The organism is Hydrotalea sp. (assembly GCF_049968455.1).
Lineage (GTDB): Bacteria > Bacteroidota > Bacteroidia > Chitinophagales > Chitinophagaceae > Hydrotalea.
The window spans coordinates 1-18851 of sequence record NZ_JBMFQT010000017.1; the positions used below are offsets into that span (position 1 = coordinate 1).

Below are 18851 nucleotides of genomic sequence, written 5' to 3' on the forward strand. Positions count from 1 at the left end.
TTGGCCAAAAAAATAATGGTAGGGGTAATGGTGTCTTATGGCTTTGCTGCGTTTATGAACATATTTATAATTCAGGGTTTGTATGTGTTCCATACCATAACCTATGCAGCCGGATGTTTGTTAATGGTATTCTGCTGTGCTTATTACTTTATAGAAACCATATTGCAACCCACCCCCGTTACCTTAGTGCATATGCCCGATTTTTGGATTTGCAGTGGTTTATTATTTTATTATGCGGTTAGCTTTCCTATTTACGGGTTTGTGAATTTTGTGAATAGTTTACCCGGTGCAATTCTTAGAAATTTTAATCTTTTTATCCAGATTTTGAATATAATATTGTACACAATGTTTAGTATTGCATTCTTATGCCGATTCAAGGTAACGAAATCTCCTCTATCATTATACTTGGAACCATACTAGGTTTTAGTTTGGTGGGCTTTGTGGTAGCAATGGTAATGCTATACCAGCGCCGCCAACACAATTTTTTACGGGAAATGACGCTGCTGAAAGAACGCCACGAACAACAAATTTTACGGGAAAGAATTGTAGTGCAGGAACGCACCATGAGCCAAATTGCGGAAGAATTACACGACAGCATTAGCCAACAATTGCAGGTTACTAAACTAACCATTGCCACTGCCCGTAATATGCTGCAAAAACCGGAGGCTAAAACCATGTTGATAGAAGCCTCACAAAGTTTGAGCGGCACCATTATGGAAATTTCCAACTTAACCAAAACCTTACATACCAAGAAAGCAGAAAAATTAGATTTAGAGTTTTCCATTCACAATGAAATAGAACGTTTGCGCACCAGCGGTAAGTTTAACGTTAATTTGGAATATCCTACTACCAAATACCAGGTAAAATTTAATGAAGAAACCAATATTTTCTTGTTCCGTATGTTTCAGGAAAGCATTAATAACATTATAAAACATGCCCATGCCAAAAATATTGATGTGCTGTTTCATTTTCCCGAAGAAAATAAATTTGTTCTGCGCATTAAAGACGATGGCATTGGCTTTTCTATTAAAGATAAATTAGCAGCCGAATCGAAAAATACAGGATTGGGATTAACCAATTTAAAAAATCGCGCTAAAATGATTGGTGCAGATATTGAAATAAACAGTATCTTAGACCACGGAACAGAGATTAAAATAATTTTACCTATAAGAAATACCAATATTTTACAACAAAACGCTGACTTATGATTGGCAATGCCAATATACCTTCATTTAAAGTAGCCGTAGTTGATGACCATGTTTTATTGCGGAGCGCCTTAGCTAAATTAATCAGTAGTTACGAAAACTATACAGTTGCTTTTGAGGCCAGTAACGGAAAAGAATTTATTGAAAAATTAAGCAAACAGGTTTTACCCGATATTGTTTTACTAGATATTAATATGCCGGAAATGGATGGTTATGAAACTGCCAGTTGGATAACCAAGCACCACCCACACATAAAAATTCTGGCACTTTCCATGGAAAGCGATGATACCAATATTATTCAAATGATTAAGCTGGGTGCGAAAGGTTTTTTAATGAAAAATGTGGAACCGGAAGAATTGAATGATGCGTTAGACTCTGTTTTATCAAAAGATTTTTATTTGTCGGATACTATTTCGGGAAAGGTAATTAGTGGTTTACAAAGTGGTTCCCAAAAAGCCGCTGCTGAACCGGAAACCCTTACTGAAAAAGAAAAAGAATTTTTACGCTTAATTTGTTCTGAGCTTACTTATAAAGACATTGCTGAACGGCTTTACATTAGTCCCCGCACTTTAGACGATTACCGCAATGCCCTTTTTGAAAAATTAAATGTACATAGCCGCATGGGCTTGGCCATTTATGCCCTTAAAAATAAAATGGTAGATATTAATCAACTATAAAATTTACTTTGCCATAAACAAAAGCCTTCCACTATTTTAGGGAAGGCTTTTATTATATCAGTAATAGGGGTAAAATTACCTACTTAAGTTCATGCTGCGTTCTTTGTATAAAGTTCTAAAGTAGGGATCCCGTAAGTCTTTAATAAACCGAATGGCTTCACCGGTGCTTTTCATTTCAGGACCTAATTCTTTACTTACCCCCGGAAACTTTTCAAAGCTAAATACAGGTTCTTTAATGGCGTAGCCTTCTAACTTTTTCTCAATATTAAAGTCGGTTAGTTTAGCAGCACCCAACATAATTTTAGTAGCAATATTTAAATAAGGCACCTGATATGCTTTAGCAATAAATGGGGTGGTTCTACTAGCCCTTGGGTTGGCTTCAATTACGTACACTGTATTGTTTTTAATGGCAAACTGAATATTAATTAAGCCTTTTATTTTTAAAGCACGAGCTATTTTTTCGCTGTAATACTCCATGGTTTCAACAACCATTGGAGTTAAGTTAAAGGCCGGCAAAACCGCATTGCTATCGCCACTATGAATGCCTGCCGGTTCAATATGTTCCATTACTCCCATTACATGAAAATTTTCACCATCAAAAATGGCATCTACTTCTGCTTCCTGGCAGCGGTCTAAAAAGTGATCAATTAAAATTTTATTGTTGGGAATATGTTTTAATAAACTTACTACCGCTTTTTCTACTTCTTCATCATTAATAACAATACGCATCCGCTGGCCACCTAACACATAGCTGGGGCGAACCAAAACCGGATAGCCTACGCGATTGGCCACTTCAATAGCTTCATCGGCAGTGTATGCTGTACCATATTCAGGATAAGGAATATCAAGCTGCTTCAATAAATCGCTAAAGCGTCCTCTGTCTTCGGCAATATCCATATCATCGAAAGAGGTTCCAATAATTTTAATGCCTTTTTCGTGTAAGCGCTTGGATAGTTTTAAGGCAGTTTGCCCTCCTAATTGAACAATAACCCCTTCCGGCTGCTCTAACTCAATAATTTCCCATAAATGCTCCCAAAATACCGGCTCGAAGTAAAGCTTATCGGCCATATCGAAGTCGGTGGAAACGGTTTCAGGATTACAATTAACCATTATAGCTTCATAACCACATTCTTTAATGGCTAAAAGTCCGTGCACACAACAATAATCAAACTCAATGCCCTGACCAATTCTGTTAGGACCACTTCCTAAAACAATAATTTTTTTTCTTTTTGATGGGATGGATTCGTTGTGAAGAAGGTGATTGCTCATGACTATGAAATTGTGCAAATGTAATATCCTCTACCTGTTTTCAGGTATATTTTTTTGAATTTAATGTGAATAGCTGAAAAAAGGTAGCAATACAATGATTGTAAACTGCACCATTACAGATCACACCCACTTTCGTAATTGCTGTAAAGTGGCACGCAAATCTTTGGGCAATGGCGCTGTTAAATGAATATTTTGACTCTGCCACACAAAAGACAATTCGGAAGCATGTAGGGCCAACCGATTTAACAAAGGTCTTTCTTCCTCGGCTGTTTTGGCCATTTTAAAATTGCGCTTAATGGAGGAAAGTAGTAAAGGTTGTGCATCGCCATACAATGCATCGCATACTATGCTATGGCCAATATATTTCATGTGCACCCGAATTTGGTGCGTACGGCCGGTATGTATTTCAAACTGCATCCAGGCATATTTACCTAATTGCTCTAAAACAACGTAATCGGTAATAGCAGGTTTACCTTTTTTACCGGTAGTCATTATGCCGGCTTTTCCGGGATGAGGGATAATAGGCACATCAACGGTACCGGATTGATGTACCGGAACACCGTAAATTAAACCATTATAAATTTTTTTTACCTGCCGTTCTTCAAACATCAGCGAAAGTTGACGATGCGTATCTTCATCTTTTGCAAATACAATTACACCGCTGGTATCTTTATCAAGGCGATGTACTGTATAAATTTGTTGGTATTTTTCTATTAAAATATCTTTTAAACTTTGTTCCTTCCCCATTCGGTCGGGAATACTAAGTAACCCCGATGGTTTATGTACAGCAACAAAAAATTCGTTTTCAAAAATAATCTCCGGTTTCATGCAATTACAAAGCTTATACGTCAATACTATTTGGTTTGGGAAGCACCGTTTAGGTATTTTAAGTTTCTTATTTCCTTCTCATTTAAGTATCGCCAAGTTCCACGATCAACATTTTTCTTTGTTAATCCGGCAAACAATACCCGATCTAATGTTTTTACATCATATCCTAAATGCTCAAACATACGGCGCACAATGCGGTTTCTACCACTATGCACTTCAATTCCAATAACCGATTTATCTTTTGTATCGGCATAAGCAGCACTATCGGCTTTAATAAAGCCATCTTCTAACTGAAAACCTGTTATAAGTGCTTCCATATCGGATTTGGCCAATGGCTTGTTTAATTTAGCTTCATATACTTTCTTTACCTGAAAAGAAGGATGTGTTAATTTTTGCGCCAATGCCCCATCGTTGGTAAGCAATAAAACGCCGGTGGTATTTCTATCTAAACGCCCTACAGGATATACACGTTGTTGTGCAGCATCTTTTATTAAATCTAACACTGTTTTGCGCCCCTCAGGATCTTTGGAAGTAGTAATATAATCTTTGGGTTTATTCAGCAATATGTACACTAAATTTTTTTGAATAAAAATGCGTTTGCCTTTCCATTTAACATCTTCGTTACCCAACACCTTAAAGCCGGGTTCAAAAATGGTATCGCCATTTACAGTTACCTGACCTAGTTTAATTATATCAGCAGCTTCTCTTCGGCCACAAATGCCCGCGTGTGCCAAAAATTTATTCAATGGCATGGGCGTTTGTTGGTTGGCTAATTCATTGGTAATGTCAGGCTTAGCCGGTAGGTTGTGAGGCATTTTTTTTGAGCCTGCATCCTTTGTAGCTTTTACATTTTTTGGATGTACTGACTTGTTTTTGGAGGGATGTGAGGGTGTAGAAGATTCAGGCAGAATGCCATGCTTTTTTTCCCACTGTTTTTTCCTAATGGCTTCACCTTCAGCTCTGGCTGCGGCTTTTGCTTTGCGTTTATCTTGGCGAAGAGCCTCTTTTTTCTTGGCCCCCTTTAGTTGGCCATTCATAAACTTTTCAAACGGTTTCGACATATACTTCTGTTTACTGTTTTGCAACAGGAAAAGCAAAAGTACGCAAAAAAGCGGGGTTCCCTTGATTTAATTCAAATGAAAGGATATGCTACATTCTTTTTTTAAAGTGCTTAATATGCTTATGCCACGCATGGCGATGCTTGCTTTTTCCTTTAAAAGTATTGGGTTGAGCCATAGCTGTACTGCTCACCAACACCCATACAGCCAAAACACTGCATAGTTTTTTCATAGTTCTAGGTTTATGTTTAAAAGTAACCATTTTTTTGAAATAAAATACAAATGCATAAAATGAATGAACCATGAAAATAACAAATAAAGCAATGCCCAATAGGTACATTGCTTTTATTAACGAAACGGTAATAACAATATGCTAAATTATTTGCCTTTATTGGCTAATTGACCACAGGCGGCATCAATATCTTTACCCCTACTTCTACGTAAACGGGCATTCACTTTATGTTTTTCTAAATATTGCATAAAGCGTTCCATAGCCGGCTCATCGGGTTTTTGAAAAGTAGCAATATCAATAGGATTGTATTCAATAATATTAACCAAATCGGCCGGAACCTGACGGTAAATTTTAATTAACTCATCGGCATCTTTCAATGAGTCGTTAAAATTTTTGAATAAGATATATTCAAAAGTTATTTCATTTTTTGTTTTGGCATAAAAGTAATTGAGGGCTTCTATCAATACCTTTAAATTATTGGTTTCATTAATAGGCATTATTTCATTGCGCTTAGCATCGTTAGGTGCGTGTAAGGATAAGGCCAGTTTAAACTTAACACCATCATCACCTAACTTTTTAATTTGTTTGGCAACGCCTGCCGTTGAAACGGTAATGCGCCTTGGGCTCATGTGTAAACCATCTTCAGCGGTAATGCGTTCAATAGCAGCCAATACATTATTGTAGTTCAGTAATGGCTCGCCCATACCCATAAAAACTATATTGCTTAGTTTCTTCTCGAAGAGTGATTCACTTTGTTGATTAATGAGCGCTACCTGATCATATATTTCATCGAAGGTTAAATTGCGTTTTCTGTCCATATAACCGGTAGCACAAAATTTACAACTTAAGCTACAACCGATTTGAGAAGAAACACAAGCAGTTCTTCTTTCATCAGTAGGAATTAACACGCCTTCCACTTTGTATCCTTCATGGGTATTAAAGCGGGTTTTAACGGTACCATCCGTACTATACTGAGTGGTATCAATAGTTAATGCAGGAAGTGAAAAATGTTCGGATAATTGCTGTCTTAACGATTTGCTTAAATTCGTCATATCGTCAAAAGAAGCAGCATGCTTTTGCCATAACCACTCATTTATTTGTTGCAAACGAAATTTCTTTTCGCCAATACTTTCCAAAAATGTCAACATCTGCTCATTGCTCAATGCACGTATATTCGGTAATTGATTCATGCGGCAAAGATACAACACAAAGCCCATCAGCTTTATTTTGCTAAATTGTGGTATTTGTTTTCCTTTGCGGCAACATACTTTTTACAATTATTAAAATACTATATATGAAAGCGGTTTATGTAATTGATGCAGTGCGTACCCCTATTGGTCGTTATGGTGGAAAATTAAGCAACATACGTCCGGATGATTTATTGGCATTGATGATTACTGCTTTATTGCAACGCAATCCGGGTATTGATGCAGCAATGATAGAAGATGTAATTGCAGGTGCAGCCAACCAGGCGGGAGAAGACAATAGAAATGTAGCCCGTATGGCAGCTTTATTAGCCGGCTTACCCGTAACTGTTGGGGGAAATACAGTGAACCGTTTATGCGCCAGTGGTTTACAAGCCATTATGGATGCCAGCCGCGCCATAGCTTGTGGTGATGGCATGTTGTATATTGCCGGAGGTGTTGAAAGCATGACCCGTGCCCCATTTGTAACTGCGAAAAGTGATGGTGCCTGGAGCCGAAAAACAGAAACCCATGACACTACCATTGGCTGGCGCTTTACCAATAAAAAATTAGCTGCGATGTATTATCCTTATAGCATGGGTGAAACCGCTGAAAATGTGGCGCAACAATGGAAAATTACAAGGGAGGAACAAGATGCCTTTGCTTTAGCATCGCAACAAAAATATGCTGCAGCATTAGCAGCCGGCAAATGGCAAGATGAAATTATTCCCGTTGAAATTACCGAAAATAAAACACCAACCATTTTTGCAGAAGACGAGCATCCAAGACCTACATCTATAGAAAAGTTAGCAGGACTAAAGCCTGCCTTTACTAAAGATGGTTCTGTTACAGCCGGCAACTCCAGTGGCATTAATGATGGTGCCTCCGCTTTATTATTAGCCAGCGAAGAAGCTATTCAATTGTTCAATTTAAAACCCATTGCCCGGGTGGTAAGTATGGCTACTGCAGGCGTTGACCCTTCTATAATGGGTATTGGCCCTGTACCGGCCAGTCGTAAAGCCATGCACCGTGCCGGTTTGCAAGCAAGCGATTTATCCATCATTGAATTAAATGAAGCATTTGCCAGCCAAAGTATTGCTTGTATGCGCGATTTAGATTTAGACCCTGCAAAAATAAATATCAATGGCGGTGCCATAGCATTAGGGCATCCATTGGGCTGCAGTGGTGCCCGCATATCCACCACCCTTTTACATGAAATGAAACGCAAAAAAGCCAAATATGGCTTAGCCACCATGTGCGTAGGCGTGGGTCAAGGCGCTGCCATTATTTACGAAGGTGTTGAATAACACTTTTTGAATTGAATTATAACGCCGAAGCCACAAAATGTAAAAATTCTGTTTTTAGTTGTTGGTATAATTCATGAAAAGTTTTCATTTTTTCAATCATATCACCATGACTTTGAAATAGGTGATGATCTACTGCCACGGGATGATCTTCTGCGAAATGCGCTATTTCTTCCTCGTGTTTTTCAATATGGTGGAGTAAAGCATCTATTTGTTCCCGCTGAATAATAAATTGATTTTGAAAATGCTCAACTTTTGTGCTTGTATCCGCGTCGGTATTTTTTGCGGCTATTTCTTCTAACCTTTTTTCAAAAAAGTTAAGCTCATCGCGTGTAAACAACAATTCTTCTTTCCAATCTACATGCTGTTGATGCAATGCACCAATATGTGTTTTTTCCTGTATCATAAATAAATTTTTTTGAGATAATATAATAGCAATTCCTACTATAAATTTAAATAAGATACTCGGGATAAAAATGTAAAATTTAAAATGTTGATGCTAATAGTAACTGTTGCATACAAAAAACATACATAAGTATTAGATGACACATTGAAATACAATGCATAAGTTAACTAACAACGATAATTACCTTAAATAGTGAATTGAGCTAATGTTTATTGTTGAATTAGCCCACGCAATTCATCTATGGTTTTAGCACTTCTAATACGCATATTTCGTTGTGCCTCTATTTTTGTTTGTTGTTCTTGAAAAGCGTGTCGGGTAAGTGCATTATTTTCATTACAAGGCTTGGCATCTACCCAATTTTTAGCAGGCCATTCCAAATAAGTCATAACAACCTGTGTATGTGTGGTTAAATTATTAAGCTTCACCAATAGCCCCGGTAAACCTCTGAGTTGCAGCGGTGCTACAGCAACGGGTATAGCAGGGGCAAACCAGGCATCGTATTCCATACCGGCAAAATTTCCTTTTGCTTTACGGCATAACAGTCCATTAATGGTAAGGGTATCAGGTAATACTTGCCAGTTTATAAAATGCAAGGTATCTATTACGCAAACCGTTTGCAAATTGGCATTTAATTCATTTTGCAATGTAAAATTTGTGTGTAAGTTGCCAAATATGTATCTTGGTGGCAGTGCTTGATTCTTTTTGTTAATGGTATCAATCACCTTTTCAAAATTGAGCGAGTCTTGTTTCGACAATGTTTTAATTCTGCTTTTATAATCATTACTTTCCCTGAAATCTTTTCTTCTAACATTGTATATGTAGGTATCAGCCGTAAACCAGAAATCAATGGTTTCTTGTTGTTGCGCATTAGCATATTGATACACTGCATATCCATTGGAATTTTGTTGCGCCATTACCGGGAACATGATAATTAGCGTTATTGCTACTAAAAATAATCTTTTCATAATCATACTAATATAGATTTAAATTAATGTTTTTGTACCATTATATGAAGTGTTATACTTTACAACTTTGTGCTATTATAATCACTAATATAGAAAAAAGAACAAATACATCGATGCTTTTTTCAGTTACTTAGCTGTTTAAAGGCTATTGCATCAATGAAAAAATACAGATTTTGACTGCTAAACTCAACTGAAAGCCATATTTGGGAACAAATTCCATGTTTTTCATCACTTTATTTTACCGTTCATCCAAATTTCTAAAATCAGGAAAAATTGAAATCCCTGCATAATCAAATGATAATCAATAAATTATACTAAAAATATAATTCCTTACGCAACCTATTACTAAAATAAACTTGGTACTATGTGTTGCATAGTACCAAATATTGTTGCATCTTTGTGTTGTCAATGAGACAAAACAACTTAAAAACATAAAAAAATGAAAACACAACAACCATTGTTCGCTACTTTAACCAAAGCACAAGTAGCACAATTAACCGCCGAAACAAAAGAAACTGTTGCCAATGCAACCGAACTAACCACTGTTAAACCGGTATTAAGTGCCGCTAATTTGTGGAACATTCACAGAATGAGAAAAGTAAGGGTACAAAGAAGGTATTTAGCTTTATAGTATTTTAGCTGCCTTTCAATGAAATTGTTTTAAAAAAATCGCTTGTAAAAGCAAACAAAAACTCCGAAAAGTATGGACATTCAAAACACACAAAGCCAGATGCGTAAAGGGGTATTGGAGTTTTGCATCTTATCGGTAATTCGCCAGGGAGAAGTATATCCGAGCGATATTGTTGAACAAATGAAATCCGCCAACTTAAACATTTTAGAAGGAACTTTATATCCGTTACTTACCCGTTTAAAAAATGCAGGCCTGCTTAGTTATAGATGGGTAGAAAGTAGCAGTGGCCCTCCCAGGAAATATTTTCAGATGACAGACAAAGGGTTGGCATTTTATGAAGAATTAAAAACAACCTGGAACGAATTGGCCGATGCCGTTCAAGCCTTAACACAACCAAAAAACCAAAACAACGGAACCGACCAACCTTAACCAACTATCTGTATAAAGCCTGTAATAGTGCGGTATTGCATACCCCTAAAGGCAGGTTATGTACAGCCATTAAAAACATTAAACCATGAAAAAGGTAATCAACATTAATTTTCAGGGAAGAATTATTCCCATTGAAGAATCGGCTTACGATACCTTACAGCAATATATAGACAGCCTGCGTTTGTATTTTGCACACGAAGAAGGGCGCGATGAAATAATTAATGATATTGAAGGAAGAATTGCAGAATTGTTTGCCGAATTATTGCAAAAAGGCAACGCCTGCATAACCGATGAGGCCGTTGAAGGTGTTATTAGCAGCATGGGAAGGCCACAGGACTTTGATGCAGAAGGGATAAACAGTGGTGAACAAACTACTTCCGACAACTCAACCATTCCAAATACGGAACCCACCAGTGGCAACCGCCTGTTTCGTGATGAAAACAATAAAATTATTGGCGGAGTTTGTAGCGGCGTAGCCAGTTATTTAAACATTGACCCTCTAATTATCCGTATTCTTACAGCCGTATTTATTGGAGTAACCTTTATTCCTTATTTAATTTTATGGATTGCAGTACCCAGTTCCGCATCGAAAACCATTGGTGCCACCCGAAAAAAATTGTACCGTGATCCCGATGACAAAATAATTGCAGGCGTTTGTAGTGGTTTATCCAAATATTTTGGCATCAATGTTTGGATTCCCAGGGTATTATTTATTCTGCCTTTTATATCATTTGCCTTTCGCCACTGGCATTGGGGATTGTTCGATTTCCCTTCATTCATTAATATTTCTTTTAGCCCGGGTGCATTGGTAATTTATATTATATTATGGATAGTTTTACCTGAAGCTACTACTGCCGCAGAAAAATTAGAATTACGAGGCGAAAAGGTAGATGTTGAAAGCATAAAAAATACCATAAAAAGCGACCTAGAGGGGTTTAAAGACCGTGCACAAAAGATGAAGAGTGACATTAAAAGTCGTGCCGAAGAAATTGGAAAAAATGTGAGCGATAAAGGCCAGGAAATTGGAAAAGATGTAGGGAATATTGCCCGTAAATCAGGTAAAGGTTTGGGTGATGTAGTTGTACTATTGTTTAAAATTTTTGCTTACTTTATTATTGGTGTAGTAGTTTTTGCCATAGTAGTTACGCTTTTTGCATTAGGCATTGCTTTCACCGGATTAATGCCGATAAAAGACTACATTTTAGAAAGTGGTTGGCAAAGCCTATTTGCATGGGGCACCTTAGTGTTCTTTATATGGGTGCCGGTAATAGGGATTGTAACTTATGTTATTCGTAAAATTGCCAACATTAAAGGCAATAAAAACATCATCCGTTACAGCTTCATAGCATTATGGATAATAGGTTGGGTTTGTTTTATGGGATTACTTGTATCACTACGCAATGATTTCAAATATAGAAACAATCCCATTGAACAATCGGTAAACATTGTACAACCCAAAAACGGATATTTAGAAATAGTACGTGGCAGCGAAACCAAGTTTTACAATAATCGTCATTGGTTCAATCTCGATCCTTTTAATGGTGTAGATGCCGATAGTGTGTTTGTAAAAAATATTAACATCCGTATTATACAAGCTACTAATGATAGTTTTTATGCAACAATAGTAAAATTGGCTAATGGCTCAAGTAAAATAAATGCCAACATCAATGCCGATGCCATTCCGTTTCAAATAAACCAAAATGGTTCTACCATTCAGTTTAATAATGGCATTGCCATTAATCCCAACAACAAATTCAGAAACCAACATTTAATTGTTACCATAGCTGTACCTATAGGTAAAAAAATAAAAATTACTGCTAAGAACAGGTATTTTGATGGTGCAGATAATGTGTACATTGGCTTTGATGACAATTGGAACTGGCAATGGAATGATGATGCCTCCTACAGCTGGAATTACAACACTACTTATTTAATGACAAAAGACGGTTTAAAAGCACTTGATAATGATGAAGCAGACGATGATAATCAAAGCAATCGAAGTCAAACGCAACCTTCTTTCGAACAACAACAAAAAGGAAATGATTCTCTGAATAATTCTAATAAAAAAGATAGAGGCCATTATCACTATATACCCGAAACACCACAAAAGTCGAAGGTTATAGCAACATCAAACGACTCGTCCGATATGCTGCAACCCAATGTTACAGATTTATTGCGCACACGCTTTACAATATAAAACAGGTTGAAGTTGGGAAATACCCTTGTGCCCGCTGCTGTTCACAGCAGGGGCACTTTTTTTATAAGAAGCTAATGTAATTATTTTTTTCACCATGCCTACAACACTTACTTTTGTTACCAACAAAAATGCAACATGAAGAATACACCTTTTACACAATTTCACATAGCACTGGGTGCAAAAATGGCCGAATTTGCAGGTTACAATATGCCCATTAGCTACAGCGGCATTAATGATGAACACCAAACAGTTAGAACCAATGCCGGTATATTTGATGTTAGCCACATGGGCGAATTCATTATTAAAGGACCTCAAGCCTTACCCCTTATACAACAAGTTACAACAAATGATGCTTCTAAGTTAACGAAAGGAAAAGCACAGTATAGTTGTTTAACCAACCAACAAGGCGGTATTGTTGATGATTTAATTGTGTATTGTTTAGAAGAAAATAAAGCTTACATGCTGGTGGTAAATGCTGCCAACATTGAAAAAGATTGGAACTGGATTGTCAATTTCAATAAACATTTTGGTGCAGAAATGCACAACATTAGTGATAAAACCTGTTTGTTAGCCATTCAAGGACCCCATGCCACTAAAATTTTACAACCACTTGCCGGTGCTGATATTTTAAATTTACCTTACTACACTTTCATAAAAACAACCTTTGCCGGTATTGACAATGTTTTAATTAGTGCAACAGGCTATACCGGCGCAGGCGGTATTGAAATTTATTTTGAGGATAGTAATAATGCCGCTACTACTATTTGGAATGCCATTTTACAAACAGGCACGCCACAAGGCTTAAAACCTATTGGACTTGGGGCTCGTGATACTTTGCGTTTAGAAATGGGCTATTGCTTATATGGTAATGATATAGATGACACAACTACTCCTTTAGAGGCCGGCTTGGGTTGGATTACAAAATTTACAAAAGAATTTACCGCCAAATCTATTTTACAAGCACAAAAACAAAACGGCATTCAAAAAAAATTAGTAGGCTTTGAAATGATTGACCGTGGAATAGCCCGACACAATTATTTAATAAAAAATGAAGCCGGTGAAACCATTGGTCATGTTACCAGTGGCACTCAATCGCCTTCCTTAAACAAAGGCATTGGCATGGGTTATATTCAAATACAACATGCTACATTAGGTAATAATATTTTTATTGAAATAAGAAATAGTTTGGTAAAAGCACAAATTGTAAAAATGCCTTTTTTATCCTAAAAAATATTTAACCACTTTTATTTGAATAGGCAACAAATTTAATGTTGCCTATTATTTTAATATATTGCCAACAAAAAAACAATGCGAGTATCCTTTAAAAAAATTAGCTTCTCAAATATAATAACACATAAATATTCTTTTATATTTTTAATTTTACTTGCAGGAGCTTGCCATCGTAAAACAATACCAGAAAATGCATTAACCGGCAGCGGACGCATACATACGGAATATGGCTATGCCTCGTATTATAGCGACAAATTTGAAGGAAGAAAAACCGCAAGTGGAGAAGCTTTTCATCAATCAATATTCACTGCTGCACATAAACAATTGCCTTTTGGAACAAAAGTGCGTGTTACGAATTTAAGCAACCATAAATCAGTAATTGTACGCGTAAATGATAGAGGGCCGTTTGTAAGAGGTAGAATTATTGATTTAAGTAAATCGGCTGCAAAAAATATTGACATGTTAAATGCCGGTGTTGTTAAAGTAAAAATTGAATATAGAAAATAATACAATGTATTTACCTCAGCCATTTGCCTAGTATATTTGCATTTCTTTTTTAACACAACTGTTTTTCAGAGTGGTTGAAAGAAGAGATAGTAGTTAAATAAGTAAAATATCATGAAACTTCCCGCTTTACACACCGTTTTATCGCCTGCATTGTTACATTTATATGATTTGAATAATACGATAGTTGTAATTATTGATGTTTTCAGGGCTACATCAACTATAGCAACTGCTTTATACAATGGAGCAGAAAAAGTAATTCCGGTTGATAGTGTTGCACAATGTATAGCCATTGGTAATGTAACGCCTAACAGCATTACTGCCGGTGAACGCGATGGAAAAGTAATTGAAGGATTACAATATGGCAACTCCCCGGCCGATTATCCTGCTTCGTTCATAAAAGGAAAAACATTGGTATTAACCACTACCAATGGCACTAAAATGCTACACATGGCATTAAATAATGGTGCTGCTGAAGTGATAACAGGTTCATTTCCCAATTTATCGGCAGTGGCCAATTATCTTATTCAACAAAAAAAACAGGTAATATTAGGTTGTTCTGCTTGGAAAGATAAATTTAATTTGGAAGATACTTTGTTTGCAGGAGCCTTAATACAACAAATAGCGCCTCATTTTCATATTCATTGCGATTCCTCATTAATGGCAGCAGAAATGTATGCTATGCATCAAAACAATATGCATCAGTTTATTAGAAAAACAACCCATTGGCATCGCTTAGCAGCTTATGGTCTTGAAAAGGATTTGGAATATTGTGTTACACTTAATGTTGCCAATGTATTACCCATTTACAAAAATGGTGTACTACAAATAGGATAATTTAAGCCTTATCTATTTTCCTTAACAAACATTTCATATTCAGCGTTTATTTTTTACGGTAGCCTAAGCCATAAATACTTAATTTTGCAAATTGCCCTTTTCAGGAACATCCTGAAAAATCATTTTATCATTTTAGTAGTGTTTGTGTATTTATGGCATTACCGTACTTAATTAAACATATTTACAATAATGGCGCAGAGGAAGTTATTCGTCGTGGAAAAAAAATTCATATTACGGGTAACTTAGAATTAATTGAACACGATGCGTTGATGAATAGTGTTGTATTCAGAGTAAAAGATGATACTTACGGTACATTTTATAAAGTTTATATACAACATTATAAAGATCCGCAAACACTTTCATTGCGTTGTACTTGCCCTTATAATTTAACTGAAATTTGCAGACATAAAGCTGCAGCTTTATTTCAGTTGCAAGAAATGATTGATAAGAATATTTTGGGCGAAAAAGAAGTTCATTATAACCAAAAGCATACGGTTATAAAAATGAAAGCATTAGATATAAAACTGATTAAAATGCTTTCAGGTAATGAAAACTTTTCATTAGCAGAAGGATTTACTCGCTACAACACAGCCAATATTATTGAAGCCAAAGATGAAAAAGTAGTAGCCGAATTAATAATGGAGAATGAAAAATTGAATGTCATTCTTCAAAAGAATGAAGAAAGAAATTTTGATACAAGTTGTAATTGTAATAGTGATATGCACCATCCCTTATGCGTGCATAAAACAATTGTATTTTTACAATTACTAAACAGTTATGGGCCTAATTATTTTGATTCTATTCGAAATTGGGATAAAGAAAAAAACAAATTATTATCAATTTACGGTTACTCACTTTCAGATGACTTAACTAATAAATTTGAATTTACTTACACCAATGGCAAACCGTTTTTAAAAGTATTAGATCCCTCGATAAAGCGCATTAATACAAACATTTCAACTGAAAAACAACAAGTAGCAAACTACAGCAGTGAGCGAAATATAGAAAATGCTGCTGTGGCTGAACCAATTATAACTAACATTGCAACAACAATTGAAAAAGCACAACTAAAGTTAGGAACAGTACTTATTTTTAACCAACCACAATATCCGTATTTACAAATAGAAGCCATACAAGGAGAAATTGATGAAAACTTTAGCAAGTTTGTAAATAAGGTAGAAAAGCTTGACTTAAACAAGTTCGTCAATACAGAACCGTTTTCGGAAGACGATAAAATTTTAATTCAACAGCTAAGGAAAACATTACCGGCTGAAGTAAATAAATATTTAACCCGCAATTCACCCTTTAGTGGCATATGGGATAATATTATTCAACAGCATGGTGACGATTTACCGGAAGAAACCAAACAACTAATCAACGAATATCTTCACCCCAAATACAAAAAGTTATTTGTTGAATTAGCTGAAAGTAATTTCTGCTTTTACCTGCCTTCAGGAAAAACATTCACCACAGGGAATATTGAACCAACACAATTGGCACAACAAACCTTAATTCCTGAATTCTTTGTTCAACAAACACCCAATGAATACATAGTTGAATGTTATGCAAAACTGCCAATTGGCCGTGTAGCTATTCATGAAAATGAAATTAACTCCCCTTTTCTATTTGGGCATAATGGCGTGTTTTATAACTGGGATAAAGCTGAAGATATTTTGCTGATTGAGAAATTTTTACCCGAAGGAAAAATTACCATATTACCTGAAAACTGGCAACAACAGTTAACGCAATTCATATTGCCATTATCAAAACAATACAACATTCAATTTGGTAATATTGAAAAGAAAGAGATAAGAGATAGTAAACCCGATTGTGCCATTTTATTAAAAGAAAAGGGGGATTATTTGTTATTTCAACCCATTTTTACTTATCAGGGTTATGAAGTTAAACAGGGTGATAATGATAAAATCATTATTCCAAAGGGAGACAGCATTGTAGTGATTCATAGAAACAAAGAAGCTGAGCATCAATTTATTGAATCCATCCAAAAACTACATTCCCACTTTTTACAATCAGAAAACGGCAATACATTGGCATTAAAAGGTGCTGATGTATTAAAAAACAATTGGTTCTTTTTATTTATCGATTCACTAAAAGATCGTTCAATAACAATTTTTGGTTTTGATACGCTTAAGAAATTTAGATTTAATACAGCGAAGCCTTCTACAAAAATTTATATAAGTTCACATACCGACTGGTTTGATGCAAAAGTTGAAATACAATTTGGTGAACAAAAAATTACAGTAGCCGATGTAAAAAAAGCATTAGCCAATAAGCAACAATTTGTACAATTAAATGATGGCACATTAGGTATTTTACCTGAGGAATGGCTTAAAAAATATGCTTTATTGTTTAGAATTGGCGAAGGCAAAAACACCAATATAAAACTAAGTAAGTATCATTTTAGTGTAATTGAAGAATTGTATGAACAACGCAATGAGGCTGAATTAACCATACAATTGGAAGAAAAATTTGAAAAATTAAAAGAGAATTATAGCATACAGCCAATTGCGGCACCGGAACCTTTACAAAATATTTTGCGTCCCTATCAGGAAAGTGGTTTTCAATGGTTAAATTATTTACGCGAAGTTGAATGGGGAGGAATTTTAGCGGACGATATGGGTTTAGGTAAAACTATTCAAGCGCTTACCTTTATTTTTTATTTAAAACAGCAACAAAGTCATTTAAAAGCTTTGGTTATTTGCCCTACTACACTAATGTATAACTGGCAAAATGAAATAAAAAAATTTACACCGGAACTTACATATTATATTCACCATGGCGGTGCCAGAGATAAAGACTTATTAGCCGATAACAAATATGACATTATTATAACAACGTACGGTACTTTGCGTAGCGACATTAAACAGTTTGTTGATATTACTTTTGATTATGTAATATTAGATGAAAGCCAGGCTATTAAAAACCCATCGAGCAAAATAACAAAAGCTGCCGGTTTACTAAAAGCCAAAAATAAGCTCTGCTTAAGTGGTACACCTTTACAAAACAATACTTTTGACATTTTTGCGCAAATGAACTTTTTGAATCCGGGCATGTTAGGTAGTATTGAATTTTTTAAGCAGGAATTTGCTATTCCCATTGATAAATTCAATGAAAAAGAACAAAAGGAACATTTACGAAAATTGTTATATCCATTTATACTAAGAAGAACTAAGGAGCAAGTAGCAGAAGATTTACCCGAAAAACAAGAAATGGTATTATTCTGTGAAATGGGAGGCGAGCAACGCAAAATTTACGACGCGTATCGCAATGATTATCGTGAAAAAATATTAGGTACTGTTGATGCACAAGGATTACCAAAATCGCAATTAACCATTTTGCAGGGATTAATGAAGCTTCGCCAAATTTGTGATAGCCCTGCCATTATTAAGGATGATGAAAAATTTCCCAATGTTTCTGTAAAGTTGGAAGAATTGGGTCGCGAAATTTCAGAAAACATTAGCAACCACAAAGCATTGGTGTTTTCACAATTTTTAGGTATGTTGTCGTTAATAAAAGAGAAAATGAATGAGCTGGAAATAGATTACGAATATTTTGATGGAAGTACTTCGGCGGAAGGAAGACAAAATGCTATTGAGCGTTTCCAAAATGACGAAAATTGCAGGGTATTTTTAATATCATTAAAAGCAGGTGGCGTGGGTTTAAATTTAACCGCTGCCGATTATGTATATATTGTTGATCCATGGTGGAATCCGGCCGTTGAACAACAGGCTATTGACAGAACCCACCGTATTGGCCAAACAAAAAATATTTTTGCTTATCGAATGATTTGTACCGATACGGTTGAAGATAAAATATTAACCTTGCAGGAAAGGAAAAGAGCCTTAGCTCGTGATTTGATTACCGATGATGAAAG

At 35.7% G+C, this 18851-nt stretch carries 18 protein-coding genes; 11 read left to right on the plus strand and 7 right to left on the minus strand.

Annotation, left to right across the window (positions count from 1 at the left end; genetic code table 11):
* The 3 genes from ACP5P5_RS11515 to ACP5P5_RS11525 all read left to right on the plus strand — a co-directional run.
* Positions 1 to 420: hypothetical protein (locus ACP5P5_RS11515; RefSeq protein WP_428286263.1), on the plus strand; the 420-nt coding region annotated here is incomplete at its 5' end.
* Positions 366 to 1208, plus strand: coding sequence for a sensor histidine kinase (locus ACP5P5_RS11520; RefSeq protein WP_428286264.1), 843 nt, complete (start codon positions 366 to 368; stop codon positions 1206 to 1208). The genes ACP5P5_RS11515 and ACP5P5_RS11520, both read left to right, overlap by 55 nt.
* Positions 1205 to 1882 (plus strand): response regulator transcription factor, encoded by a 678-nt coding sequence (locus ACP5P5_RS11525; protein ID WP_428286265.1) that lies wholly within the window; start codon positions 1205 to 1207, stop codon positions 1880 to 1882. The genes ACP5P5_RS11520 and ACP5P5_RS11525 overlap by 4 nt, the downstream gene beginning before the upstream one ends.
* Before the next feature lie 75 nt (positions 1883 to 1957).
* Here ACP5P5_RS11525 and ACP5P5_RS11530 read toward each other — a convergent pair whose 3' ends face one another.
* The 5 genes from ACP5P5_RS11530 to rlmN form a co-directional block, all read right to left on the minus strand.
* Positions 1958 to 3151, minus strand: coding sequence for an ATP-grasp domain-containing protein (locus ACP5P5_RS11530; protein WP_428286266.1), 1194 nt, complete (start codon positions 3149 to 3151; stop codon positions 1958 to 1960).
* A 120-nt stretch (positions 3152 to 3271) separates the two neighbouring features.
* The gene (locus tag ACP5P5_RS11535) at positions 3272 to 3979 is read right to left on the minus strand and encodes an RluA family pseudouridine synthase (RefSeq protein WP_428286267.1); all 708 of its coding nucleotides are present in this window, start codon (positions 3977 to 3979) and stop codon (positions 3272 to 3274) included.
* Positions 3980 to 4005: 26 nt separating this feature from the next.
* Positions 4006 to 5040 carry a pseudouridine synthase gene (locus tag ACP5P5_RS11540; RefSeq protein ID WP_428286268.1) on the minus strand — a complete coding sequence of 345 codons (1035 nt, stop codon included), beginning with the start codon at positions 5038 to 5040 and terminating at the stop codon, positions 4006 to 4008.
* Between the two features lie 88 nt (positions 5041 to 5128).
* Positions 5129 to 5269 (minus strand): hypothetical protein, encoded by a 141-nt coding sequence (locus tag ACP5P5_RS11545; RefSeq protein WP_428286269.1) that lies wholly within the window; start codon positions 5267 to 5269, stop codon positions 5129 to 5131.
* A 146-nt stretch (positions 5270 to 5415) separates the two neighbouring features.
* Positions 5416 to 6459 carry a 23S rRNA (adenine(2503)-C(2))-methyltransferase RlmN gene (gene rlmN / locus ACP5P5_RS11550; RefSeq protein WP_428286270.1) on the minus strand — a complete coding sequence of 348 codons (1044 nt, stop codon included), beginning with the start codon at positions 6457 to 6459 and terminating at the stop codon, positions 5416 to 5418.
* A gap of 104 nt (positions 6460 to 6563) precedes the next feature.
* Between rlmN and ACP5P5_RS11555 the strand changes: the two genes are divergently transcribed.
* A complete protein-coding gene (locus tag ACP5P5_RS11555) occupies positions 6564 to 7760 on the plus strand; it encodes an acetyl-CoA C-acyltransferase (RefSeq protein WP_428286271.1) in 1197 nt (398 codons plus the stop codon).
* A gap of 16 nt (positions 7761 to 7776) precedes the next feature.
* On the opposite strand, the gene ACP5P5_RS11560 is transcribed toward ACP5P5_RS11555, so the two are convergent.
* Positions 7777 to 8163: a hypothetical protein gene (locus tag ACP5P5_RS11560; RefSeq protein WP_428286272.1), complete on the minus strand. Its 387-nt coding sequence runs from the start codon at positions 8161 to 8163 to the stop codon at positions 7777 to 7779.
* 209 nt (positions 8164 to 8372) lie between these two features.
* The gene (locus ACP5P5_RS11565) at positions 8373 to 9128 is read right to left on the minus strand and encodes a GLPGLI family protein (protein ID WP_428286273.1); all 756 of its coding nucleotides are present in this window, start codon (positions 9126 to 9128) and stop codon (positions 8373 to 8375) included.
* A gap of 439 nt (positions 9129 to 9567) precedes the next feature.
* On the opposite strand from ACP5P5_RS11565, the gene ACP5P5_RS11570 reads away from it, so the two are divergent.
* The 7 genes from ACP5P5_RS11570 to ACP5P5_RS11600 all read left to right on the plus strand — a co-directional run.
* Positions 9568 to 9759: a hypothetical protein gene (locus tag ACP5P5_RS11570; RefSeq protein ID WP_428286274.1), complete on the plus strand. Its 192-nt coding sequence runs from the start codon at positions 9568 to 9570 to the stop codon at positions 9757 to 9759.
* 72 nt (positions 9760 to 9831) lie between these two features.
* On the plus strand, positions 9832 to 10188 hold the full coding sequence (locus tag ACP5P5_RS11575) for a PadR family transcriptional regulator (protein ID WP_111293642.1): 357 nt from the start codon (positions 9832 to 9834) through the stop codon (positions 10186 to 10188).
* Positions 10189 to 10273: 85 nt separating this feature from the next.
* On the plus strand, positions 10274 to 12385 hold the full coding sequence (locus tag ACP5P5_RS11580; protein ID WP_428286275.1) for a PspC domain-containing protein: 2112 nt from the start codon (positions 10274 to 10276) through the stop codon (positions 12383 to 12385).
* A 135-nt stretch (positions 12386 to 12520) separates the two neighbouring features.
* The gene (gene gcvT / locus ACP5P5_RS11585; RefSeq protein ID WP_428286276.1) at positions 12521 to 13612 is read left to right on the plus strand and encodes a glycine cleavage system aminomethyltransferase GcvT; all 1092 of its coding nucleotides are present in this window, start codon (positions 12521 to 12523) and stop codon (positions 13610 to 13612) included.
* Positions 13613 to 13693: 81 nt separating this feature from the next.
* Positions 13694 to 14122 carry a septal ring lytic transglycosylase RlpA family protein gene (locus ACP5P5_RS11590; RefSeq protein ID WP_428286277.1) on the plus strand — a complete coding sequence of 143 codons (429 nt, stop codon included), beginning with the start codon at positions 13694 to 13696 and terminating at the stop codon, positions 14120 to 14122.
* A 111-nt stretch (positions 14123 to 14233) separates the two neighbouring features.
* A complete protein-coding gene (locus tag ACP5P5_RS11595; protein WP_428286278.1) occupies positions 14234 to 14956 on the plus strand; it encodes a 2-phosphosulfolactate phosphatase in 723 nt (240 codons plus the stop codon).
* A gap of 152 nt (positions 14957 to 15108) precedes the next feature.
* The coding region (locus tag ACP5P5_RS11600) for an SNF2-related protein (protein WP_428286279.1) at positions 15109 to 18851 on the plus strand (3743 nt) is incomplete at its 3' end.